The 22,830-nt window shown below is 66.4% G+C and carries 17 protein-coding genes; 7 read left to right on the top strand and 10 right to left on the bottom strand.

Translation table 11 applies throughout. The features are described from left to right. Positions 1-104 precede the first annotated feature (104 nt). A complete protein-coding gene (locus GPA27_RS08365) occupies positions 105-1,748 on the top strand; it encodes an electron transfer flavoprotein-ubiquinone oxidoreductase (RefSeq protein WP_169139416.1) in 1,644 nt (547 codons plus the stop codon). Positions 1,749-1,832: 84 nt separating this feature from the next. On the opposite strand, the gene GPA27_RS08360 is transcribed toward GPA27_RS08365, so the two are convergent. The 6 genes from GPA27_RS08360 to purL all read right to left on the bottom strand — a co-directional run bounded on the left by GPA27_RS08360 (position 1,833) and on the right by purL (position 10,731). Beyond that, positions 1,833-2,306, bottom strand: a complete 474-nt coding sequence (locus GPA27_RS08360) for a TlpA family protein disulfide reductase (RefSeq protein ID WP_169139414.1) — start codon at positions 2,304-2,306, stop codon at positions 1,833-1,835. Next, complete coding sequence (locus tag GPA27_RS08355) at positions 2,303-3,520, bottom strand: exo-alpha-sialidase (protein WP_246260998.1); 1,218 nt, start codon at positions 3,518-3,520, stop codon at positions 2,303-2,305. The genes GPA27_RS08360 and GPA27_RS08355 overlap by 4 nt, the downstream gene beginning before the upstream one ends. After that, positions 3,514-5,619 carry a TonB-dependent receptor gene (locus GPA27_RS08350; protein WP_169139412.1) on the bottom strand — a complete coding sequence of 702 codons (2,106 nt, stop codon included), beginning with the start codon at positions 5,617-5,619 and terminating at the stop codon, positions 3,514-3,516. The genes GPA27_RS08355 and GPA27_RS08350 overlap by 7 nt, the downstream gene beginning before the upstream one ends. Further along, positions 5,609-6,064: a copper chaperone PCu(A)C gene (locus GPA27_RS08345; protein WP_169139410.1), complete on the bottom strand. Its 456-nt coding sequence runs from the start codon at positions 6,062-6,064 to the stop codon at positions 5,609-5,611. The genes GPA27_RS08350 and GPA27_RS08345 overlap by 11 nt, the downstream gene beginning before the upstream one ends. 197 nt (positions 6,065-6,261) lie before the next feature. Beyond that, positions 6,262-6,657: a DUF2946 domain-containing protein gene (locus GPA27_RS08340; RefSeq protein ID WP_256222853.1), complete on the bottom strand. Its 396-nt coding sequence runs from the start codon at positions 6,655-6,657 to the stop codon at positions 6,262-6,264. A gap of 141 nt (positions 6,658-6,798) precedes the next feature. Next, positions 6,799-10,731 (bottom strand): phosphoribosylformylglycinamidine synthase, encoded by a 3,933-nt coding sequence (gene purL / locus GPA27_RS08335; protein ID WP_169139406.1) that lies wholly within the window; start codon positions 10,729-10,731, stop codon positions 6,799-6,801. A 208-nt stretch (positions 10,732-10,939) separates the two neighbouring features. Here purL and GPA27_RS08330 point away from each other — a divergent pair, with 208 nt between their 5' ends. From GPA27_RS08330 to GPA27_RS08310, 5 genes are all read left to right on the top strand, one after another. Next, on the top strand, positions 10,940-11,749 hold the full coding sequence (locus tag GPA27_RS08330; protein ID WP_169139404.1) for a phosphatase PAP2 family protein: 810 nt from the start codon (positions 10,940-10,942) through the stop codon (positions 11,747-11,749). Beyond that, a complete protein-coding gene (locus tag GPA27_RS08325) occupies positions 11,746-12,669 on the top strand; it encodes a lysylphosphatidylglycerol synthase transmembrane domain-containing protein (protein WP_169139402.1) in 924 nt (307 codons plus the stop codon). The genes GPA27_RS08330 and GPA27_RS08325 overlap by 4 nt, the downstream gene beginning before the upstream one ends. Before the next feature lie 5 nt (positions 12,670-12,674). Beyond that, complete coding sequence (locus GPA27_RS08320; protein ID WP_169139400.1) at positions 12,675-13,721, top strand: glycosyltransferase family 2 protein; 1,047 nt, start codon at positions 12,675-12,677, stop codon at positions 13,719-13,721. Continuing rightward, positions 13,718-15,274 carry an ArnT family glycosyltransferase gene (locus GPA27_RS08315; protein WP_169139398.1) on the top strand — a complete coding sequence of 519 codons (1,557 nt, stop codon included), beginning with the start codon at positions 13,718-13,720 and terminating at the stop codon, positions 15,272-15,274. Before GPA27_RS08320 ends, GPA27_RS08315 begins: the two co-directional genes overlap by 4 nt. Before the next feature lie 107 nt (positions 15,275-15,381). Further along, complete coding sequence (locus tag GPA27_RS08310) at positions 15,382-16,113, top strand: phosphatase PAP2 family protein (protein ID WP_169139396.1); 732 nt, start codon at positions 15,382-15,384, stop codon at positions 16,111-16,113. Positions 16,114-16,125: 12 nt separating this feature from the next. On the opposite strand, the gene GPA27_RS08305 is transcribed toward GPA27_RS08310, so the two are convergent. The 3 genes from GPA27_RS08305 to GPA27_RS08295 all read right to left on the bottom strand — a co-directional run bounded on the left by GPA27_RS08305 (position 16,126) and on the right by GPA27_RS08295 (position 18,065). After that, positions 16,126-16,557: a bactofilin family protein gene (locus GPA27_RS08305; protein ID WP_169139450.1), complete on the bottom strand. Its 432-nt coding sequence runs from the start codon at positions 16,555-16,557 to the stop codon at positions 16,126-16,128. Positions 16,558-16,604: 47 nt separating this feature from the next. Continuing rightward, positions 16,605-16,889 carry an MreC domain-containing protein gene (locus tag GPA27_RS08300; protein WP_169139394.1) on the bottom strand — a complete coding sequence of 95 codons (285 nt, stop codon included), beginning with the start codon at positions 16,887-16,889 and terminating at the stop codon, positions 16,605-16,607. A gap of 93 nt (positions 16,890-16,982) precedes the next feature. Further along, a complete protein-coding gene (locus GPA27_RS08295) occupies positions 16,983-18,065 on the bottom strand; it encodes a M23 family metallopeptidase (RefSeq protein ID WP_246260997.1) in 1,083 nt (360 codons plus the stop codon). Between the two features lie 252 nt (positions 18,066-18,317). Between GPA27_RS08295 and GPA27_RS08290 the strand changes: the two genes are divergently transcribed. Next, on the top strand, positions 18,318-20,342 hold the full coding sequence (locus tag GPA27_RS08290) for an NADPH-dependent 2,4-dienoyl-CoA reductase (protein WP_169139392.1): 2,025 nt from the start codon (positions 18,318-18,320) through the stop codon (positions 20,340-20,342). 63 nt (positions 20,343-20,405) lie between these two features. Here GPA27_RS08290 and ppsA read toward each other — a convergent pair whose 3' ends face one another. Then, the gene (gene ppsA, locus GPA27_RS08285; protein WP_169139390.1) at positions 20,406-22,772 is read right to left on the bottom strand and encodes a phosphoenolpyruvate synthase; all 2,367 of its coding nucleotides are present in this window, start codon (positions 22,770-22,772) and stop codon (positions 20,406-20,408) included. Between the last annotated feature and the right edge of the window lie 58 nt (positions 22,773-22,830).

Below are 22,830 nucleotides of genomic sequence, written 5' to 3'. Positions count from 1 at the left end.
GCACCGGTGCGACAGGTGACGTGCGCCTCCAAGGGCATGCATGTATTAAACTGCATCCCCGCGATGCACAAAACCAATATGCGCGTATTCAAATGGAGAACTGAATGGAACGCGAATCGATGGAATTCGACGTCCTGATCGTCGGCGGCGGGCCTGCGGGGCTGGCCGCGGCGATCAGGTTGAAGCAACTGGCGGCCGCGAAAGGCAACGACATCTCCGTCTGCCTGATCGAGAAGGCCGCCGAGATCGGCGCCCACATCCTCTCCGGCGCGGTGATGGATCCGCGCGCGCTGAACGAGCTGATCCCCGACTGGAAGGAACAGGGCGCGCCGCTCACCACCGCCGTCACCGAAGATCGCGTGATCTTCCTCAACGAAACGGGCGGCCGCAAGGTGCCCACCGGCCTGCTGCCGGACTGTTTCCTGAACCACGGCAACTACATCGTGCGCCTGGGCAACGTCGCCAAGTGGCTCGGCGAACAGGCCGAAGCACTGGGCGTCGAGGTCTATCCGGGCTTCGCCGGCGCCGAGATCCTGTTCGACGAGAACGGCGCCGTGAAGGGGGTCGCCACCGGCGACATGGGCGTCACGCGCGAAGGCGAACAGGGCCCCGCCTACCAGCCGGGCATGGAGCTGCATGCGAAATACACGTTGTTTGCCGAAGGCTGCCGCGGGCATCTGGGCAAGCAGCTCGAAGCGCAGTTCAACCTCAGGAACGGAGTCGATCCGCAGACCTACGGCATCGGCCTGAAGGAACTGTGGGAAGTGCCCGCCGAGCGTCATGAGCCGGGCGTGGTCGTGCACACCACCGGCTGGCCCCTGCCCTCGGACACCTACGGCGGCGGCTTCGTCTACCACCTCGAGGACAACCTCGTGGCGATCGGCTACGTGGTGGGCCTCAACTACACCAATCCGCACCTGTCCCCGTTCGAGGAATTCCAGCGCTACAAGACGCATCCGGAGATCCGCAAGTATCTCGAAGGCGGCAAGCGCCTCGCCTACGGCGCGCGCGCGATCGCCGCGGGCGGGTTGCAGAGCCAGCCCAAGCTGGTGTTCCCGGGCGGTGCGCTGATCGGCGACGACGCGGGCTTCCTCAACGCCGCGCGCATCAAGGGCAGCCACGCCGCGATCAAGAGCGGCATGCTCGCCGCGGAAGCCGCGTTCGAGGCGGTGGCCGCTGAACGTCAGCGCGACGAACTCGCCGCCTTCCCGGAAGCCTTCCGTTCGAGCTGGCTGTATGAGGAACTGCACAAGACGCGCAACTTCAAGCCCTACATGAAGCGCGGCCTGTGGATGGGCTCGCTGCTCTTCGGCATCGACCAGAAGGTGCTCAAAGGCAAGGCGCCGTGGACGCTGCACAATAGCTCCGACCACGACAAGCTCAAGCTCGCCTCGGAATGCCCGAAGATCGACTACCCCAAGCCCGACGGCGTGCTGACCTTCGATCGCCTCTCCTCGGTGTTCCTGTCGAACACCAACCACGAGGAAGACCAGCCCTGCCACCTGCAGCTCAAGGATACGTCGGTGCCGATCGCGGTGAACCTCGCGAAGTACGACGCCCCCGAGCAGCGCTACTGCCCGGCCGGCGTGTACGAGATCGTGCGCGACGAGTCGGGGCAGAACCCCCGCCTGCAGATCAACGCGCAGAACTGCGTGCACTGCAAGACCTGCGACATCAAGGACCCGACGCAGAACATCAACTGGGTCGTGCCGCAGGGCGGCGAAGGGCCGATCTACCAGGGGATGTAAACTCCGGCCGGCTGCTGACGAAGCAGCAGGGCCTGCGACAGCAAGGGCGGCTTCGGCCGCCCTTTTTACTGGTGCGCCGGCGGCTCACGGGTTTGCCTGCAGACCGAGGGACGCGCGCACCGTCGCCTCGGTGACGACGCCCGACACGGCCGTCTTGCCGCCCTTTCCGTCGAAAAAGATCGTTCTCGGCAACTCGCCGCGCCACTTCGGATCAAGCGCGTACCCGAGTGCTTCGGGCGACTCCGCCCCGTATGCGAAGCGCTGCCCGGGCACGGCCAGCAGATCCAGCGGTTCCCCCAACTCCGCAACCTGCGGCTCCACGGCCACCGTGACCAGCCTGAACCCGCGGTCGGCCTTGGCCATCTCGACAAAGAGCTTCAGGTTCTTCTTGCAGTGGACACATTCCGAGGACCACAGGGCAACGATCGTCGGCATCGTGTGGCTCGACGGATTCACGACCCGGGCGGCGGCAACGCGATCCAAGGTCTGGAATTCGGTCGCACCGCTCGCGGCAGCGATGCACCAGCACAAGGTCGCAACAACGTGTCGGATCTTCATTCCAGCCAGTACCCCTGCATGCCTTCGTTCTCCGTCCGCCAGAACGCGAACAGCGCATCGCCGCGACGGATCACCCGCGGCTGGTCCGACGCGCCGCCGGTTCCCGCCAGTGCCCGCGCATTGAAGGTCGCACCGCCGTCCGCCGACACCTCTGCCCGCAGAAGCGTGCGCTCGCCGTCGAACTCCTTCCAGACAATGGCAACGCGCCGCCCGGCGGTCGCAATGTCCGCATGCGCCGCGCGCTCGCCGCCCAAGGCGCGCTGTCTGTCCACCCGCCCGTCTTTTTGGCGCCCGTAGAAGACACGCCCTTCGCCACCCTTCTCATTGAACCACACGGCGTGACGCGTACCATCCGGCGCGACGGCGAGCGAGGGGCCGTGGTGCGGGCAGGCGTCGATGCGCCAGCGGTCGAAGGTGGCGCGCACGACCTGTCCGGGCGCCCCGTCCGCGCCCAGCTTGACCACGGCATGGTCGCGCTCGTTGGGTTCGAAGACGTGGCGCCACATCAACAGCGGGAGCCCGTCGGTGTCGCCGGTGATCGCGATGCGGCAGCATTCGCACGAATGGTCGGCAATCTTTCGCTCGGCCCGAAAACTGCGCCCGCCGTCGTCCGAGATGGCCGCGTAGATCGCCGCGCCGCGGTAATCGCGATTCGCAGCCTGCGCGAGCTCGAGGTCGCGCTTGTCGATCCACGCCAGCACGACCTTGCCGGCTCCGGTCACGGCGAGCGACTCAAAGCGATGCGTGATCTCCTGACGGTCGCGATGCACCGTGATGGGGGCGGTAAAGTGGCGCCGGTCATCCGCACGGGCGAATCGGATCTCGCCGGTGAAGCGTTTCGCCAGGGGCCGGGTCCATGACACCAACGCTGCACCGTCGGCATCGAAGGCAAGCTTGGGACGATTTTCGCCGTCGGCCGAGATCTGCTCCGGCTCAGCATTCACGACGACGGGCGCCTCCCAGTTGCGCCCCTCGTCCGCACTGCGATGCAGAAGCACATGCTGGCCGTCCTTCGTCACCGCGTACAACGCATCATCGGGTGCGAAGGCCGCGCTCGTTCCCAACTCCGGTCGCGCTGGCTTGGCGCCGGCCGTTCCGTGCATGTGCTGAACCGGCTGCGCGTCGGCCGCGCCGGCGTTCGCGATCACGAACGCCCCCAGCACCGCCATCATCGCCCGTCGGGTTGCGCTCCGTGGCGTGGCGACGCTCACCATTTCGCCTCCACACCCGCAATCACCGTACGCGGCAATCCCGGCGAATAGACCGGGGTGCTCCGCGTCGACAGCTGTGCGCTCTCGGCATAGCGCTTGTCGGTCAGGTTCTGGACGCTGCCGAATAGCGACCAGGTCGGGTTGAGCGTGTAATTCCCGCGCAGGTTGAAGAGGTTGTGGCCACCGTATTTCACCGTGTTCGCGTCGTCGAGCCAATAGGAGCCGATCCTCGACCATTCGAGCTGCGCCCGGACCGCAGCCGTCGGCGTCCAGGTCAGGCGGGTATTGGACATAAAGCGCGGCGCGCTGGCCTGTTCGTCCCCGCCGAAATCGCCCTGCGCAGTCTCCCAGTCCTCGAATTCGTGCCACGCATAGGACATCGACACGTCGAGCCTGACGGCACGATGAATCGGCGCACCGAGCCCCAGTTCGATACCACGGTGACGAGTCTTGCCGGCATTGGTCGTGATCGTCTGCGTCGTCTCCGGATCGCGCTGGCTCACAATGTCGTCGCGCTTCGTCAGGTCATAGGCGACCAGATCGTAGGACACGCCGGCCACCACACCACGGATGCCGAGTTCGAACTGCTCGGCGCGGATCGCATCCAGGTCGACTGCGGATTGCGCTAGCGCTAGCGCCGATGCACGGCTCGTCGCCCTCGACGGTCGGAAGAGCTGCGACTCCGACGGCGCGCGGAACCCCTGGTTGTACGAGGCGAACAGGTGGGTATCCCGATCGAGCGCGTACGTTGCGCCAAGCTTCGGCGTCGCGCGACGGAAACTCACCGTGCTGTCGGTCGCCTGGCCGTAGAAACTGGTTCCGGCCTGGACAACGCCCGCGGCGAAATCGTTGCGGAACGTGTAGCGCATGTCGTCGTAACGCAGGCCGGCGGTCAGCCGCAGCCTGTCGGTGGGTGAAATCTCGCCGTGCAGGTAGGGCGAGATGCCGCGATATTCGACGTCGTAATCGTAGATGCGCGGCCCCACGGTGTAGTCGATGAATTCCTGGCTCGCACCGCTTCCGCGCGTCGTCGCATTGATCCGGTTCTCGCGCCGCGATCCGGGGCTCATGTCGAGATCGACGCCCGCGATCAGGCGCGCACGCATGGGCGCGAAATCCTGGCGCCACTTCGCCATCAGGCCGTAGGACTGGTTCCTCGTCTCGGCAAGACTCGGGTCGAAACGCAGCGCGAAGCTCGCCAGCAGGTCCATGCTGTTGTCGCGCACGTAGGGCGTGATCGACAGCAGCGAATCCGCGGTCTCGTGCTCGAAACTGGTCGACAGACGCAGCGCACTGACCTTGCGGAACGCGATCGGCAGGTAGTTGCGCGTCGGATCGTGCTTGTAGTCCTCGCGCACGAGGGGCGAGTTGGCACCCGTGTCCTGATCGATCTCGGAGAAGCCGAGGACCGTCTTCAGCGAGGTGCTGTCGCCGATGAAGTGGTCCCAGCGCAGCGTGCCGCTCTTGCGGTCGTAGGCGGTGTCGTCGCGCCATCCGTCGGTCGCGGAGAGATTCAGATCGGCGCGGAAGCCGCCGTTCGCGTAACCCGACCCGCCGCTCAGGAGCGCGCGCCGCCAACCGTGTTCGCCGATCTCGACGGAGCCCCCGACCTCCGTCTTCGTCGGCGGCACCCGCGTCAGCACATTAACGACGCCACCGATGGCATCCGAACCGTACAGCGCCGACGACGGGCCGCGGTTCACCTCGATGCCCCCGGCCTGCGGCACGTTGATCTCGTACAGCGCGTTGTGATTGAAGAAGCCCGGCGAACGCGAGGGAATGCCGTCCTCAAGGAACAGGTACACCGGGCTCGTCGTGAAGGGCTGGCGGATCGCGGTGGTGTGTCCCTCGCCGTTGGTCACTGCGACCGCAGCGCCCGGAATCTGGTTCATGACCTGGGCGGGATGCGCCGGCTTGTCGGCCGCGAGCGCCTCGGCCTTCACCGCCCCGACCGAGGCCGGCGTTTCGACCAGCCGTTCCTTTTCGCGCGTGCCGGTAACGGTCACCTGTTCGAGGATGGTTTCGGCCTCGGCCGCCGAAGCACCGCCAATCGCGCAAGCACAGGACAGCGCGACGAGGGCGCGGATTCGTTCAGCGCCCATGGACGGCGCCTCCAATCGTGCCGAGCGGCCGCACCGCTGCCTTGACCTCGAGCGTCTCGCGCTTGCCGTCACGCCCTTCCACCGTCAGTGTCAGCCGCACGGTATCGCCGGGTTGCAGCGGCTGGCGCAGATCCATCAGCATCACGTGATGCGCCCCGGGCTTGAGTTCCACGGTCTGGCCGGCGGGAAGCGTCACCCCCGCGACGGGGCGCATCTTCATGACCTCCTTCTCCATCGCCATTTCATGGATCTCGACGGAACCAGCGACCGGCGAACCCGCCGCAACCAACTTCGCATCCGCCGTTGCGGTGAGCCGCATGAAGGCACCGGTGACTTTCTGATGCGGCACGGTCGCACGCACCCACGCCTCCTCGACCTTGACGTCAGCCTGCGCGGGCAGCGAGAAGGCGATCAGGGACAGGGCTGCTGCAATGTAATGCTTCATGTTTCCACTCCTGAATGTCTGGCGATCCACCCGGCAACTGCGCGACACACCGGCGCCGGCACGGACGAATGGCAATACGGCGAAGCACCCGGTATCGGGGTCGAAGCGCCGCAAACGTAGCTGATGAAGACCGGGAATCCGCCCCGTGGACGCCGCGCCTTTCCTGTACCAGTCAGGCGGATCGGGGCGAAGAACGTTCAGGCGAGGAGTGGCGGTGCGCGCGGAGGCGACTTGATCCACGCGAACAGCGGGCGCGGGGAGTGGAAGTACAGCCGGGGGAATTCGTCGCTTCCTGCTTCGAGCGCGAAGGGCACCACATGCGGCGTCGGCAAGGACGGAGTCTCGCCATGGGTCGCGCAAAAGGCGCAGCGTTCCGCGGGAAAGAGGTCAGGATTGTCGCCCTTGCTGTCGCCGGTGGGATCGTCGACCGCGACCAGCTTGGTGCCGGCGACGGTACATACCTCGACCCAGCGCGTTTCGCCGCCGGAAATCCGCGACAGCGCGTGGCTCATCGCCGGCATGACGGCACCAAGCAGGATCGCGAACAACGCGATCCATGCCGTCAGGGTGCGAGTCGAGCGCTTGAAATGCATGGGCGGAAAGAGGCCTCTGGTCGCTGGCATTCTAGCGACGAGGCTCCCGTTTCCCTTGACTGCAGTCAAGCCGAGGAAAAAGTCGGCTGCCAACTGCTTCACGCTTCGGCAGCCCTTGAGTCGGACCTTTTGTCAGGCCGATCAGCCGAGCCAGCGCCGCGCGTTGCGGAACATGCGCATCCACGGCGAATCCTCGCCCAGCGTCGCGGGATGCCAGCTCATCTGCACGGTGCGCGCAGTGCGTTCCGGGTGCGGCATCATGATCGTGAACCGACCGTCCGCGGTCGTCACGCCGGCAAGTCCGTCGGGCGAACCGTTCGGGTTGAACGGGTAGCTCGTGGCCGGCTTGCCGCGGTTGTCGACGTAGCGCACCGAGGTGATCACACTGCCGCGATCGGCGTCCTTCGCGAACACCGCCCTGCCCTCGCCGTGGCTGACCACGATGGGCATGCGGCTGCCCGCCATGCCGGCGAAGAGGATGGACGGGCTCTCCGGAATCTCCGCCATCACGAAGCGCGCCTCGAACTGCTCGCTGCGGTTGCGATGGAAGGTCGGCCAATGGTCGGCCCCCGGGATGATGGCAGCGAGGTTCGCCATCATCTGGCAACCGTTGCACACCCCCAGCGCGAACGTGTCGCTGCGGCCGAAGAAGGCCTCGAACTGCTCGCGCAGCGCGGCGTTGAACAGGATCGACTTGGCCCAGCCCTGGCCGGCGCCGAGCACGTCGCCGTAGGAGAAGCCGCCGCAGGCAGCCAGGCCGTGGAAATCGGACAGGTGCCGGCGGCCCGACTGCAGGTCGGACATGTGCACGTCGAACGGCGCGAAGCCCGCGCGCTCGAACGCGGCAGCCATCTCGGCCTGCGAGTTCACGCCCTGCTCGCGCAGGATCGCGATCTTCGGACGGGCACCGGTCGCGATCATCGGCGCGACGATGTCCTCTGCCGGGTCGAAGCTCGTGACGACGCTCAGGCCGGGGTTGGATACATCCGCAAGCGCTTCGAACTCCTCGCGCGCGCAGTCAGCATCGTCGCGCAGGCGGGCGATGCGATAGCTCGTTTCCGACCAGGTCTGCAGCAGTTCGGCGCGCGGCGCACTGAACACCAGCTTCGCGTTGCGCCAGAAGCGGAGTTCGTCGCGTTCGTTCGGTTCGCCGAGGAAGTGGTAAGTCAGCCCCGCGTCGCGCAGCGGTGTCGTGATGCGCGCGCGGTCCTCGCGGCGGATCTGGATCACCGCGCCGAGCTCCTCGGCGAACAGGCCGCCGAACAGGCGGTCGTTGAGGCGGCCCTTGATCGTGTCCGGCTTCTTGTCGAGGCCGTCGACGTCGTTCATGTACTGGTCGTAGCACACCGTGTCGAGCACGACGGACAAGCCGCACTTCGATGCGAAGGCCATCTCGCACAGCGTCGCGAACAGGCCGCCGTCGCTGCGGTCGTGGTAGGCGAGCAACAGGCCGTCGCGGCGGAACTGCTGGATCAGCGCGAAGAACTTCGCCAGCTGTGCCGCATCGACGTCAGGCGCGTGTTCACCGACGGAACCGAACACCTGGGCCAGCGCCGAACCGCCGAGGCGGTTGCGGTCATTGCCGAGGTCGATGAGCATGAGCTCGGTGGCCGCACCTTCCGGGAATTGCAGCTGCGGCGTGAGCGTGCGGCGAATGTCCTCGACCGGCGCGAAGGAGGTGACGATCAACGACAGCGGCGCGACCACCTGGCGATCCTGTCCCGCGTCCTGCCACGCCGTCTTCATCGACAGCGAATCCTTGCCGACCGGAATCGAAATCCCCGCCGCCTGACAGAACTGCGACACGGCGCTGACGGTATCGTAGAGCTTGGCGTCCTCGCCGCGATGGCCCGCGGCTGCCATCCAGTTCGCCGACAGCTTCACCTTGCCGAGGTCCGAAATGTCGGCCGCGGCGATGTTGGTGATCGCCTCGCCCACCGCCATGCGGCCGGATGCCGGGGCATCCAGGCACGCGACCGGCGTACGCTCGCCCATCGCAAACGCTTCGCCCTTGTAGCCGTGGAAGCTCATCGCGGTGACGGCAACGTCGGCGACCGGAATCTGCCACGGGCCGACCATCTGGTCGCGCGCCGTCATGCCGCCGACCGAGCGGTCGCCGATCGTGATGAGGAAGTTCTTGGAGGCCACCGTCGGCAGGCGCAGCACGCGCAGGCACGCCTCCTTCAGATCGACGTCGGTGACATCGAAGGGCGGCACATGCACGGCACGGCGCGACACGTTGCGCGTCATCTTCGGCGGCTTGCCGAGCAGCACCTGCATCTCCATGTCGACCGGCTTGTTGTCGAAGTGGCGGTCGCTCACAGTGAGGTGACCGTCGGCGGTCGCGGCGCCGAGCACCGCGAACGGGCAGCGCTCGCGTTCGCAGATGGCGCGGAACTCGTCGAGGCTTTCGGGCGCGATCGCGAGGACATAACGCTCCTGCGACTCGTTGCTCCAGATCTCGCGCGGGCTCATGCCCGGCTCCTCGATGTGCACCTCGCGCAGTTCGAAATGCGCGCCGAGACTGGCGGAATCGGCCAACTCCGGCATCGCATTCGACAGGCCGCCCGCGCCGACGTCGTGGATCGCGAGGATAGGATTCGCCTCGCCGCGCTGCCAGCACGCATCGATGACTTCCTGGCAGCGGCGTTCGATCTCCGGATTGCCCCGCTGCACCGACGCGAAGTCGAGATCCGCCGTATTGCTCCCGGTCGTCATGCTGGACGCTGCACCCCCGCCCAGTCCGATCAGCATGCCCGGACCGCCGAGCTGGATCAGCAGCGTGCCGGGGGCGAACTGCACCTTGTGCGACTGCTGTGCCTGGATGCTGCCGACACCGCCGGCGATCATGATCGGCTTGTGGTAGCCGCGCACCTCGCTCTGCACCTCCTGCTCGAAGGCACGGAAGTAGCCCGCCAGGTTGGGACGTCCGAACTCGTTGTTGAACGCCGCACCGCCGATCGGCCCCTCGATCATGATGTCGAGCGCAGATGCGATGCGCTCGGGCTTGCCATAGGGCTTTTCCCACGGCTGGACGAATTCGGGGATGTTCAGGTTGGAGACCGAGAAGCCGGTGAGGCCGGCCTTGGGCTTGGAGCCGCGGCCCGTCGCGCCTTCGTCGCGGATCTCGCCGCCCGCGCCGGTCGAAGCACCCGGAAAGGGCGAGATCGCGGTCGGATGGTTGTGCGTCTCGACCTTCGCGAGGATATGGGTCTCCTCCGCACGGAAGCGCCACTGGCCGTCGGGGTCCGCGTAGAAGCGGTCGACCACGGCGCCTTCGATGACTGACGCATTATCCGAATAGGCGACGACGGTCCCTTCGGGATGGGCCTTGTGCGTCTCGCGGATCATGCCGAACAGGGTCTTGTCCATCGTTCGCGCATCGATGACCCAGTCCGCGTTGAAGATCTTGTGGCGGCAGTGTTCCGAGTTCGCTTGCGCGAACATCATCAGTTCGACATCGGTCGGGTTGCGCCCCATGCGCGTGAAGTTGTCGACGAGGTAGTCGATCTCGTCTTCCGACAGCGCCAGGCCCAGCTCGCCGTTCGCCGCGACGAGCGCGGCGCGGCCGCCGCCGATGACGTCAACGGTCGTCAGCGGCTTGGGTTCGTAGTGATGGAACAGCGCCTCGGCCGCCTCGACGTTCTGCAATACCGATTCGGTCATGCGGTCGTGCAGCAGCGGGAGCACCGCCGCAAACTGCCGGTCGTCGAGCCCGCCCCGCACATCCAGCGAGTAGGCGATGCCGCGCTCGATGCGCACCACCTTGTCGAAACCGCACTGGCTGGCGATATCGCTGGCTTTCGACGACCACGGCGAGATCGTGCCGAGCCGCGGCACCACCACGACCGGCGTGCCTTCCGGCGCCTGGGGCGTCGCGGGCACCGCGCCGAGCAGATCCACCAGTCGCTCGAGTTCCCCGGCGCTCAAAGGCGCCTTGATCTCGATGAGGTACCAATGTTCGGCTGCAAGCCCCTTCAGTTTGGGCAGCGCGTCGGCAACAGTCCGCGAGAGCCGCTCCAGGCGGGAGGAAGAAAGCGCCGGAGCGCCGCGCAGCTTGAGAATTTCGGCCATTTGAGTCGGAGCGAAGGATCGGGAGGGACGCGAACGGAGTTCGTCGTACGGAAAAAGCGGAATTATACCCGACGGCCGCGCCCGCTCCCGCTGGTACTTTCCCGCGCCCGAGGCCGCCGCAACGGGCCGCTGGGACGGCGCGGCAGACCCGTTCAGGGTTTGCGCGCGCAGATCGGGTAGAATTGCGCGTTTTGTCCGACGCAGCCTGATGACCTCAACCCCCTTGTCTTCGCACAGTCGCTCGCGCGAAAGCGCCTGCTGGATCGCGGTTCCCGCCGCAATTCTCGCGGCGTGTGCGCTGGCAATGCTGGCAAGCGGACGCAACACCGAATGGTTCCTGGGCTGGAATGCCGCCGCCGCAGCGGCGCCCGCGTTCCTGTGGGCGGGCCTGACAAACCTCGGTTCGACCTCCGGCGCATTCGCGATGCTCGCCGGCTTCCTCGCCTGGCACCCGAGATGGGCGGCATCCGCCCTGCTGGCAGTTCCCGTCGGCGCGCTCTACACGCACGGAGCCAAGGAATTCTTCGATGAGGCACGGCCCGCGGCCGTCCTCGGCCCGGAGCATTTCAACGTGATCGGGGACGTCCTGCGCACGGGTTCCTTCCCGTCGGGCCACTCCACGACCGCCTTCGGCTTTGCCGCGGTAGCGGCACTGTGCGCCGTGCAATCGGGCCGGCGCTCGATCGCCGTCGCCGCGCTCACCATTGCCGCCGCCGTCGCATTCTCGCGCGTGGCCGTGGGCGCGCACTGGCCGCTCGACATCTTCGCCGGCGCAGCCGGCGGCTGGCTCTGCGGCGCGTTCGGGGTGTGGTGGTCGTCGCGCTGGCGCTTCTGGGAGAAGCGCACCGGCTGGCGTGTGCTCGCCGTCCTGATGGCCGCTTTCTCGATCTCGGTCTTCTTCGAGGAGCTCGGCTATCCGGAAGGACGCTGGATCCAGTACGCGCTGAGCGTCTGGGGGCTGGGCGGCGTCGCCCTCGCGCTCGCACGCGCCCCCTTGCCGCAGGGGATGCGCACATGAAGCGGCTGATCGCGATTGCCGCGAGCCTGGCGCTGCTCGCGTGGGTGGCGTGGGACGGCCGCTGGCAAGGTCTCGCCGATGCGTTCCGGCGCCTGGACCTGCTGGCCCTGATGCTCGCGATCGCCGGCTTTGCGGCGAGCTATGTGCTGCGCGCCGGCCGCGTGTACGACGAATTCCGTCGCGACGCGCATGGCCGTTTCGGGGTCTGCCTGCGCATAGTCCTGATCCATAACGCGATGGTCAATGTCGTGCCGTTCCGCGGCGGTGAAGCCGCCTTCCCGGTCCTGCTCGGGCGCAACTTCGGCACGCCGCTGGCCCGCGCGGTCGCATCGCTGTTCTGGTTCCGCCTGCAGGACGCCCTCGTCGTCGCCATGCTTGCCGTTGGCGTCTGGCCGGACCTCCCGCTGCCCCTGCGCCTCGCCGGCATCGTCGGGCTCGTCGCCGTCGCGTGGTACCTGCCACGCTGGGCCCGCGCACCGCACGCCTGGGCCGAACGCGGCGGCGCCGCGGCGAAGCTCGCCAAGCTGCGTGACGCCTTCGCCGATTCGACCCGCCACGCGCGCTTCGGCTGGGCATGGACGCTCGCGAACTGGTCCGTGAAGCTCGCCACGCAGGCCTGGCTCCTCGCTTCGCTACTGCCGGGCGGCCTCGCCGTCGGCGCAGCGGGCGCACTCGGCGCGGAACTCGCCGCGATCCTCCCGGTCCAGGGCGTCGCGGGATTCGGCACCTATGAAGCGGGCGCGGCAGCGGCGATGCTGCCGCACGGCGTCCCGTTCGAAAACGGCCTTCAGGCTGCCCTCGCCCTTCACCTTTTCGTCATCGCCTGTGCGGTAGCATCCGGCGCCGTCGCCTGGCTCATGCCGGCGCCGCCCGTTGCATCCACAAGCCCAGATCACTCGCATCTTTCCGGAAGACACTGATCCGCATGAACAAGTCGCCCTTGCCGCCGGCCGAACCGCAGATTCCCGCGGACATGCCTGAACACACGCTTTCCGTCGTCGTACCGATGTACAACGAGGCGGAAAACGTCGAGCCGCTCCTCGAGCGCATCCATCTCGCGCTGGGCCCCTACCCCTACCCGTGGGAAGTGGTGCTCGTGGACGACGGCAGCTCCGATGCAACGCCGGCGGAGCTTGCCCGCTGTGCGGCCAAATATGGTCCCCATGTGCGCATCGTCGAGCTGATGCGCAACTTCAAGCAGACCGCGGCGATGCAGGCCGGCTTGGACGCCGCCCGCGGCAGCGTCATCGTCACGATGGACGGCGACCTGCAGAACGACCCGATCGACATCCCGCGCATGGCCAACCGCCTGCTGACCGAGGATCTCGACCTCGTCGCAGGCTGGCGCAAGGACCGGCAGGACGGTCTGCTGCTGCGCAAGATCCCCTCGCGCATCGCGAATCGCCTGATTGCGCGCATGACCGGCGTACACCTCAAGGACTACGGCTGCAGCCTCAAGGTCTTCCGCGCCAGCGCGATCAAGAGCGTGCGCCTGTATGGCGAGATGCACCGCTTCATCCCGGCCTGGCTCGCGACGGTGACCACGCCGCGCCGCATCGCCCAGGAGGTGGTGACGCACCATGCGCGCGTCTTCGGACAGTCGAAGTACGGCATCTCGCGCACTTTCCGCGTGGTTCTCGATCTCGTCTTCGTTTACTTCTTCATGCGCTACCGCACCCGCCCGGGACATTTCTTCGGCGGCATCGGCATCGGCCTCGGCGCGCTCGGCACCCTCATCCTCAGCTATCTCGTCGCCCTGAAGGTCTTCCTCGGCGAAGACATCGGAACCCGTCCGCTGCTCTTCGGCGGCTTCTTCCTCGTCATCGCGGGCATCCAGATGGTCACCTCCGGCGTGCTCGCCGAACTGCTGGCGCGCGTGTATTACGAGTCGGGCAGCTCGCGCGCCTATCTTGCACGGCCGCGAACTGCGCTCGACGACGCGGACGGATGGCACCGGAAAGGCGACCGATGAGTTCTCCCGCGGCACCCCTGCCCCGGCCGCGAACGTCGCTGGCGCTCGCGATCTTCCTGCTGCCGCTCGCGGCGTTCTTCCTGCGATTGGGCGGAGCGCCGCTGTTCGACGTCGATGAGGGAGCGTTTTCCGAAGCGACGCGCGAGATGTTCGAACGCGGCGATTTCCTGTCGACCTACCTCAACGGCGAAAACCGCTTCGACAAGCCGATCCTCGTGTATTGGCTGCAGGCACTCGGCTACCTCCTGTTCGGCCCCACCGAATGGGGTTTCCGCTTGCCCTCGGCCGTTGCCGGCGCCCTGTGGTGCTATGCGACCTGGCATTTCGCGCGCGAGCGCTTCGGCGCCAGCACGGCCCTGGCTGCGCTCGCGGTCGCATCGACCGCGCTGGGCCCTTTCGCCATCGCGCGCGCAGCGACGGCCGACGCACTGCTCAATCTGCTCCTCGCCCTCGCGCTGTTCGATGCCTGGCGGCACCTGGAGTCCGGACGCCGCGCGCCCCTGCTGAGGAGCTTCGTGTGGATCGCTCTGGGTGCCCTCACCAAGGGGCCGATTGCGCTGATCGTGCCGGGCACCGTCAGCCTGCTGTACTGTGCCAGCCGCGGCGAATGGAAGCGCTGGGCGCGTGCCGTCTTCGACCCGGTCGGCCTCGCGGTACTCGCCGCCATCGTCGTGCCGTGGTACGCGGCGGCGCTGGCAATACACGGGCAGGCCTTTATCGACGGCTTCATCCTGAAACACAACGTCGAGCGCTTCACTGGCACGCTGGAAGGCCACGCCGGGAGCCTCTTCTACTACGTGATTGCCGTGCCGCTGCTGCTGCTGCCGTGGACCGGCCCCTTGATTGCCGCCGTGCGCAACGTGCGCAGCGACGTCGACACCGGCGTGCGCCGATTCCTGTGGATTTGGGCCGGCTTCGTCGTCGCCTTCTTTTCGCTCTCGGGCACCAAGCTCCCGCACTACGTCCTGTATGGGTCTACGCCGCTGTTCCTGCTGATCGCCGTCCACCGCAACGAGCTGCGGCGGGCGCCCTTGCACCTGCTCGCCCCGACGCTGTTCCTGGCCCTGCTGCCCTTCCTGCCGCTGATCTTCGCCGCGCTGGCGGCGAGCGAGGCGGGCAACGCGTATTACCGCGCCCAACTCGCACTCGCACTGCCCGAGGCTACGCCCGAGTACTACCTCATCACGATCGGCGGCCTGCTCGCATGGATCTGGCTGGCCTTGCGCTGGAACGCCGCGATCTGGATGAAGGTCGGCGCCGCCGCCGTCATCCAGGTCGTCGTCCTGGCTGGCGTGGTCGTTCCCTGGGCGGGCGCGGTGTTGCAGGGCCCCGTCAAGGAGGCCGGGCTGCTGGCGCGCAAGATGGGCGAGCCGGTCGTCGCGTGGCGTTACTATGCCCCGAGTTTCAGTGTCTACCGCCAAGCCGTGACGCCCGACCGCGCCCCCGCGGCTGGCGAGCTCGCGATCATGCGCACCGACCGGGTTCCGGCGAGCGGGATCGACCTCCTGTACCGCAAGGGCGGCGTCGCACTCGTCCGCAAGTTGCCCGACTGAGATCCATGATCGACCCGGCATCGACGAAGGAAGCCCCGCATGCATCACTCTCGCCCGCGACTGCGGCACCCTGCGACATTGCCCCTGCAAAGCGGGGGCAGTTGCCGATGAACCGGCTGACAATCTGGATGACCGTCTCGATGGCGGTTTGCGCGCTGGTGTTCACGGTATGGCCGGAGCTTGACCTCGCGGTGTCACGGGTGTTCTACGATCCCGTGCGCGGTTTTTCCGGCGACTACAATCCGCTGGTCCAGTCGCTCTATCGCGGCATCCCGCTCATGTCGAAGGCGACGATCATCGGTCTTTTCATCGCCCTGTTCGCCTATTCGATCCAGCGCGGAGCAACCGGCCAGAAACGTCGCACCCAGGTTGCCTACCTGATCGCCGCGCTGGTCCTGGGGCCCGGCCTCGTGATCGACGTCGTGCTCAAGGACTACTGGGGGCGCGCGCGTCCCTACAAGGTGGCGGAATTCGGTGGCACCAAGACCTTCACGCCCGCGACGCAACCCTCCGACCAGTGCGAGAACAACTGCTCGTTCGTCAGCGGGCACGCCTCGGCCGGCTACTATCTCGTGAGTCTCGGCTTCCTTGGCGGGCTTGCAGTGCGCCGACGCTGGACCCTGATCGGCCTGGTCGTCGGAACCGTCTTCGGACTCGGCAGGGTCGCCCAGGGTGGGCATTTCCTGAGCGACATCTTGTTCAGCTTCTATGCGACGTGGTTTGCCGCATGGGCCGCGTGGATGATATTCGTGCGCCTGGGCTGGCTGCAGGACGTCGCCTCGATCGAGGACGCGGACCAGGCTGTGCCGCAGGGCGGTCGGCGCGACACCGCTGCCTGATCGCCTCCGCGCCTAGCGCGCCGCCGATGCCGGTGCCGACGTGGTCAGCTCGATGACGTTGGCGCCCGAGGCCCCATCGTCGAGTTTTTCCAGCTTGCCGTCGACGACCGCGCCGCATTCCATCTGCAGTTGGCGGTAGACGATGTTGCCGGAAATCCTGGCGTTCGACTGCAGCTCGAGGAAATGCTCGACCTCGAGGTCACCGGTGATCACGCCGTTGATCACCGCATCGTAGGCGCGCACGCGCCCGTTGATCGAGCCTTTCTCGCTGAGCACGAGCAGGCTGCGCTCGCCATCCTTGTTGATGACGTTCCCCTGGATCCGGCCGTCTACCCTCAGCCCGTCGGAGAAGATCACGTCACCGACGATTTCGAGATTGCCCGCCACCAGGCTCGAAAGCTTGGTCATTTCGATGCTGCGGTTGCGCTTGCGCCCGAAGACCATCTGTCCTGCCTCCCGTTTGAATTCCCGCGCCTGCGCAGCGCAGCGGATCACTTCTCCGGCCTGCGCGCCCCGGCAGACTTCAGGAATGCCAGTTCGTCGCCCACCTGCTTGAGCTGTTCGTTGAGCGTTGCGACCTGGCGCTCCAGTTCGCCGCGCGTCGCCAGTTCCACCTCCAGCTCGAGACGGATCTTGGCGAGCTCCTTCCTGAGCTCGAGGTTTTCCGCGCGCACATCGGAAAGATAGGTCGCAGGCGCGAGATGATTCTCGAAGAAACGCATTCCTGCCACGACAAGCAGCGCAATGGCGAGCACAGCGCCCAGCATGAACGCCATGCGGCCGAAACCTCGGCTCGCAGGACCCAGTGCGTATTCATTGCGCGTCAGGTCGTGATTCGGCGAACGCCGCGACCCCCTCATCGGCGCCACTCAGAAGCGCGCCAGGTAGGCAGCGGGATCGACCACCAGGCCGTCCTTGATGACTTCGAAATGCAGGTGCGACCCCGTCGAGCGCCCGGTCGACCCGACCTCCGCGATCTTCTGCCCCGGCATCACGATCTGCCCCGGGGTGACCAGCAACTTTGACGCGTGCGCGTAACGCGTCACAAGACCGCCGCCGTGGTCGATTTCCACGGTCTTGCCATATTCGACGCGATGCCCCGCGTACACGACGCGCCCGCCGCCGCTGGCGACGATGGACGTGCCGCGCGGAGCCGGGTAATCCACGCCGCTGTGAAACGCGAGCCGATTGCGGAACGGGTCCGCGCGGTTGCCGAAATTCGAGTTCACCTCGACATCCGGGACCGGGGCCCGCCCGGGAAACGCCATCTGCGCGAGACTGAACGAGGTCGCGACGTTGTCGAGATGGGCGAAGGTTTCGCTTACCCGTTCGATGTCGCGCTCCATTCGCTCGAGTTCGTCCGAGAGCTTGCCGGCATCATCCACGTCCGGCATGAGCGGCGAGCGCGTCAGAGCCATCGCAGGATCGGCGACCCGGGGCGCGAACGCCGCCGTGGGGTCAAGCAGCGGACCACCGGAAGACGCCGGCGGCGTCTTGGCGACACGCCCGGACTTGCTTTCGGCGTCGGCACTGTCGTTGAGTCGGGCCTCGAAATCCCTCAGGACGCCGATACGATTCGCGAGCCCTCTCGCTTCGGCCTCGAGTTGCACCATCCGACCCGTGAGTTCACCGAAACGACCGATCAGCAGACGTGCTTCGGGAGTCGCGGAAGATTCGGCACCACCTTCCGAGGAGACCTCGGAAGAACTCGCCGGCGACTTGAAACCGTAACCGAGGGCGAACCCGCCACCCAGCGCAACCAGTACCGCGACGCCGGCACCTGCCAGGAACGCACGTGCGCTGATCGTGCGCACTTTCGACTGGGTTAGCGTTCCGGCGGAAAGAATGACAAAAGCCATCCGTCTCCTCCAAACAGAGACATTGACCAAGCACCGCGCAATCAAGCCCGCGCGGTGGGCGAAAACGGATCCCGGCCAAATCCATTCGTGCAAATTCAAAACACCGGAACAAGGGCGGCGAATTCTATCACCGAATCAACACGATGCGTCAAGCGGCGAGCTCGCGACGGCACACGCGATCCGCGCCGAAATGGCTCCAGCCCCCATCCATCAGGCTTTGCAGCGCATGGCGCCGCGAGTGCGCCCCTCTGGTCCGCCCCCCCTCCAGGCACTATCATCACGCGAACGGCACAATACGGAACCGTACGTTCCTGCCGCGAAAAATCGAAAACCGAGGAGACCCGAATGACCGCCGCGAACGCCTATCCGACCCTGCTCCAGCCGCTCGACTTGGGATTCTGCACCCTCAAGAACCGCGTGCTGATGGGCTCGATGCACACCGGCCTGGAAGAATCCAGCAACGGTTTTCACAAACTCGCCGCCTTCTACGCGGCGCGGGCACGCGGCGGCGTTGGGCTGATCGTGACCGGAGGCATCTCGCCGAATTCGGAAGGCCTGGTCTTTCCCGGTGCAAGTGCCCTGACCAACGACGAGGAAGTTGCCGAGCATCGCCTGATCACGGATGCCGTCCACACCGAGGGCGGGCGCATCTGCATGCAGATCCTGCACACGGGTCGATACGCCTATCACCGCGGCGCGGTTGCGCCCTCGCCCCTGAAGGCGCCGATCTCGCCGGTGACGCCGCGCGAGATGACCGAAGAGGACATCGAGCGCACCATCGAGGAGTATGCGAATTGCGCGGCGCTGGCGCAGCGCGCCGGCTACGACGGCGTCGAGGTGATGGGTTCCGAGGGGTACCTGATCAACGAATTCACGGTCCTGCACACCAACCACCGCACCGACCGCTGGGGCGGCAGCATGGAGAACCGCCACCGCTTCCCGATCGAGATCGTTCGGCGCGTACGCGAACGCGTCGGTCCGAACTTCATCATTATCTACCGCATCTCCATGCTCGACCTGGTCGAAGGCGGCGCTCCGTGGCAGGAGATCGTCGCGCTGGCGAAGGCCATCGAGGTCGCCGGGGCGACCCTCATCAACACCGGCGTGGGCTGGCACGAGGCGCGCATCCCGACGATCGCGACGATGGTGCCGCGCGCGGCCTTCAGCTGGGTCACGCGCCGGATGAAGGGCGAGGTCGGAATTCCCCTGATCACCTCGAACCGCATCAACACACCGGAAACTGCCGAGCAGGTCCTCGCCCGCGGCGACGCCGACATGGTCTCGATGGCACGCCCCTTCCTCGCCGACCCGGATTTCGTCGTCAAGGCCGCAGCCGGACGCAGCGACGAGATCAACACCTGCATCGCGTGCAATCAGGCCTGTCTGGACCATATTTTCGAGGCCAAACCCTGCACCTGCCTCGTGAACCCGGTCGCCTGCCGCGAAACGGAGTTGATGATTTCGCCGACGCAACACAAGAAACGCGTCGCCGTCGTCGGTGCCGGGCCCGCAGGCATGGCCGCGGCCGCCACCGCGGCGGAGCGCGGTCACGCGGTGACGCTGTTCGAGGCCTCGGACCGGATCGGGGGCCAGTTCAACCTCGCGAAGCGGATTCCCGGCAAGGAGGAGTTTGCCGAAACGCTGCGCTACTTCGACCGGCGCCTGGAAAAGGCCGGCGTGGAGATCAGGCTGAACCACCGCGTCACCGCCGACGAACTCGCCGGACGCTTCGACAGCGTGGTGCTTGCGACCGGAATCACGCCGCGCACCCCGGACATCCCCGGTATCGACCACTCCAAGGTCGCGAGCTACATCGACGTGATCACCGGGCGCAAGCCGGTCGGCCGCAAGGTCGCGGTGATCGGCGCGGGCGGCATCGGCTTCGACGTCAGCGAACTGTTGACGCACGCCGATCTCGCCGACGATCCGATCGAACATTACCGCCGCGAATGGGGGATCGACAGCACCTACGCGCAAGGTGGCGGCCTTTGCCCGCCCATGGAGGAAGCACGCACGCGTGAACTGTGGCTGCTGCAGCGCAAGCCGAGCAAGGTCGGCGACGGCCTCGCGAAGACCACCGGCTGGATCCGGCGCACGCTGCTCGGACGGCGCGGCGTGAAGATGCTCGCCGGCGTCACCTACACGAAGATCGACGACGCCGGCCTGCACCTGCGGCTGGGCGAAGAGGACAAGCTCCTGCCCGTCGACACGGTCGTCGTATGCACCGGTCAGGATCCGATGCGCGACCTGCACGCGCCGTTGCAGGCTGCCGGAATGGATGTGCAGCTCATCGGTGGCGCGGACGTCGCAGCCGAACTCGACGCGAAGCGCGCGATCGACCAGGGCACGCGCATCGCCGCCGCACTCTGACAAATTCGCGACATAAAAAAACGGCGGCCGAGGCCGCCGTTTTCATTTCCGCAGGGTGCGGTGTTACTTGCCGGCGTGCTCGGACAGCTTGAGCCAGGTATCGACGACCGTGTCGGGGTTGAGCGAGATCGTCTGGATGCCTTCATCCATCAGCCATTCGGCAAAATCGGCATGATCCGACGGCCCCTGACCGCAAATGCCGACGTACTTGCCGAGACGGTTCGCGGACTTGATCGCCATCGACAGCAGCTGCTTGACGGCCGGATCGCGTTCGTCGAACGCATGGGCGACGAGACCCGAGTCGCGGTCGAGGCCCAGCGTGAGCTGGGTGAGGTCGTTCGAGCCGATCGAGAAGCCGTCGAAGTGCTCAAGGAAGGCATCGGCGAGCAGCGCATTTGACGGGATCTCGCACATCATGATGAGCTTGAGATCGTTCGTGCCGCGCTTCAGGCCGTTCGCGGCGAGGAGATCGACGACGCCCTTGGCCTCCTCGACGTTGCGCACGAAGGGCACCATGATCTGGACGTTGGTGAGACCCAGCTCGTTACGGACCTTCTTCATCGCAACGCACTCGAGCTCGAAGCAGTCGCGGAAGCTGTGCGCGATGTAGCGCGAGGCGCCGCGGAAGCCCAGCATCGGGTTTTCTTCCTCCGGCTCGTAGATCTCGCCGCCGAGGAGCTTGCGGTACTCGTTCGACTTGAAGTCGGACATGCGCACGATGACGGGCTTCGGATAGAAGGCCGCGGCGATCGTCGCCACGCCCTCGACCAGCTTCTCGATGAAGAACTGCTTCGGCGTCGCATAGCCGCGCGAGCGGCGCATGATCTCGTCGCGCAGGCTCGCGGGCACCTGAGACAGTTCCAGGATCGCCTTCGGGTGGATGCCGATCATGTTGTTGATGACGAACTCGAGGCGAGCGAGGCCGACGCCGCCGTTCGGGATCTGCGCGAACTCGAACGCGAGTTCGGGATTGCCGACGTTCATCATGATCTTCACCGGGATGTCGGGCAGGTTGCCCATGTCCGTGGTGATGACCTCGAAGTCGAGCTTGCCGCGGTACACGTAGCCGGTGTCGCCTTCGGCGCACGACACGGTCACCGAATCGCCCTCGTCGAGCACCTCGGTGGCGTTGCCGCAGCCGACGATCGCCGGAATGCCCAGCTCGCGCGCGATGATCGCCGCGTGGCAGGTACGACCGCCGCGGTTCGTCACGATCGCGCTGGCGCGCTTCATCACCGGCTCCCAGTTCGGGTCGGTCATGTCGGTGACGAGGATGTCGCCGGCCTGCACGCGGCTCATTTCCGACGCGTCGGCGACGACGCGCACGGTCCCCGCGCCGATCTTCTGGCCGATCGCGCGCCCGTGCGTGAGCGCCTTGCCGTACTGCTTCAGGCGGTACTTCTCCATCACGAGGCCGTTGGACTGGCTCTTCACGGTCTCGGGACGCGCCTGCAGGATGTAGAGCTTGCCGTCCTGGCCGTCCTTGCCCCATTCGATGTCCATCGGGCGGCCGTAGTGGTTCTCGATCACGACGGCGTAGCGCGCGAGTTCGAGCACATCCTCGTTCGTCAGCGAGAACTTGACGCGGTCGGCTTCGGGCACATCGACGGTGCGCACCGACTTGCCGGCTTCCTTCTTGTCGGCGAAGACCATCTTGATCAGCTTGGAGCCGAGGTTGCGGCGGATCACCGCGGGCTTGCCCAGTTCCAGGGTGGGCTTGTGCACGTAGAACTCGTCCGGGTTCACCGCGCCCTGCACGACGGTCTCGCCGAGGCCATACGAGGCCGTGATGAACACGACTTTGTCGAAGCCCGACTCGGTGTCGATCGTGAACATCACGCCCGACGCGCCGGTATCCGAGCGCACCATGCGCTGCACGCCGGCCGACAGCGCGACGTCGGCGTGGGCGAAGCCCTTGTGCACGCGGTAGGCGATGGCGCGGTCGTTGTACAGCGACGCGAACACTTCCTTCATCGCGTGCAGGATGTTCTCGTAGCCGTGGATGTTCAGGAAGGTTTCCTGCTGGCCCGCGAACGAAGCATCCGGGAGGTCCTCGGCGGTCGCCGACGAACGAACTGCGAAACTACCCTCGCCTTCAGCGGTCAGTGCGTTGTACGCTGCGTGAATCGCTTCTTCCAGCTTGGCCGGGAAGGGGGTCTCGACAACCCACTGGCGGATCTGGGCGCCGGTCTTCGCCAGCTTTTCCACATCATCCACGTCCAGCGCATCGAGGGCCGCACGGATCTTCTCCGCAAGCCCCTGATGGGCCAGGAACTCGCGGAACGCGTCCGCGGTGGTGGCAAAACCGCCAGGAACCCGCACACTCGAGGGCAACTGGCTGATCATCTCGCCGAGCGAGGCGTTCTTGCCACCGACCTGCTCTACGTCCGACATGCGCAGTTCAGTGAAGGGGATGACATAACGGGACATGAATGGCCTTCCGGTTTCGTTGGGGAGAAAGCAAAATGTGATTTTAGCGAAATTTGCT

The organism is Aromatoleum toluolicum, from assembly GCF_012911005.2.
GTDB classification, from domain to species: Bacteria; Pseudomonadota; Gammaproteobacteria; order Burkholderiales; family Rhodocyclaceae; genus Aromatoleum; species Aromatoleum toluolicum.
Note: the sequence above shows the minus strand (reverse complement) of the source record. Positions and strands in the feature narration are given on the sequence as shown.

Bases quoted from the DNA above. Each gene is read 5' to 3' on its own strand.
- GPA27_RS08365 (WP_169139416.1), top strand. From the start codon at position 105: ATGGAACGCGAATCGATGGAATTCGACGTCCTGATCGTCGGCGGCGGG.
- GPA27_RS08360 (WP_169139414.1), bottom strand. From the start codon at position 2,306: ATGAAGATCCGACACGTTGTTGCGACCTTGTGCTGGTGCATCGCTGCC.
- GPA27_RS08355 (WP_246260998.1), bottom strand. From the start codon at position 3,520: ATGGTGAGCGTCGCCACGCCACGGAGCGCAACCCGACGGGCGATGATG.
- GPA27_RS08350 (WP_169139412.1), bottom strand. From the start codon at position 5,619: ATGGGCGCTGAACGAATCCGCGCCCTCGTCGCGCTGTCCTGTGCTTGC.
- GPA27_RS08345 (WP_169139410.1), bottom strand. From the start codon at position 6,064: ATGAAGCATTACATTGCAGCAGCCCTGTCCCTGATCGCCTTCTCGCTG.
- GPA27_RS08340 (WP_256222853.1), bottom strand. From the start codon at position 6,657: ATGCATTTCAAGCGCTCGACTCGCACCCTGACGGCATGGATCGCGTTG.
- purL (WP_169139406.1), bottom strand. From the start codon at position 10,731: ATGGCCGAAATTCTCAAGCTGCGCGGCGCTCCGGCGCTTTCTTCCTCC.
- GPA27_RS08330 (WP_169139404.1), top strand. From the start codon at position 10,940: ATGACCTCAACCCCCTTGTCTTCGCACAGTCGCTCGCGCGAAAGCGCC.
- GPA27_RS08325 (WP_169139402.1), top strand. From the start codon at position 11,746: ATGAAGCGGCTGATCGCGATTGCCGCGAGCCTGGCGCTGCTCGCGTGG.
- GPA27_RS08320 (WP_169139400.1), top strand. From the start codon at position 12,675: ATGAACAAGTCGCCCTTGCCGCCGGCCGAACCGCAGATTCCCGCGGAC.
- GPA27_RS08315 (WP_169139398.1), top strand. From the start codon at position 13,718: ATGAGTTCTCCCGCGGCACCCCTGCCCCGGCCGCGAACGTCGCTGGCG.
- GPA27_RS08310 (WP_169139396.1), top strand. From the start codon at position 15,382: ATGAACCGGCTGACAATCTGGATGACCGTCTCGATGGCGGTTTGCGCG.
- GPA27_RS08305 (WP_169139450.1), bottom strand. From the start codon at position 16,557: ATGGTCTTCGGGCGCAAGCGCAACCGCAGCATCGAAATGACCAAGCTT.
- GPA27_RS08300 (WP_169139394.1), bottom strand. From the start codon at position 16,889: ATGGCGTTCATGCTGGGCGCTGTGCTCGCCATTGCGCTGCTTGTCGTG.
- GPA27_RS08290 (WP_169139392.1), top strand. From the start codon at position 18,318: ATGACCGCCGCGAACGCCTATCCGACCCTGCTCCAGCCGCTCGACTTG.
- ppsA (WP_169139390.1), bottom strand. From the start codon at position 22,772: ATGTCCCGTTATGTCATCCCCTTCACTGAACTGCGCATGTCGGACGTA.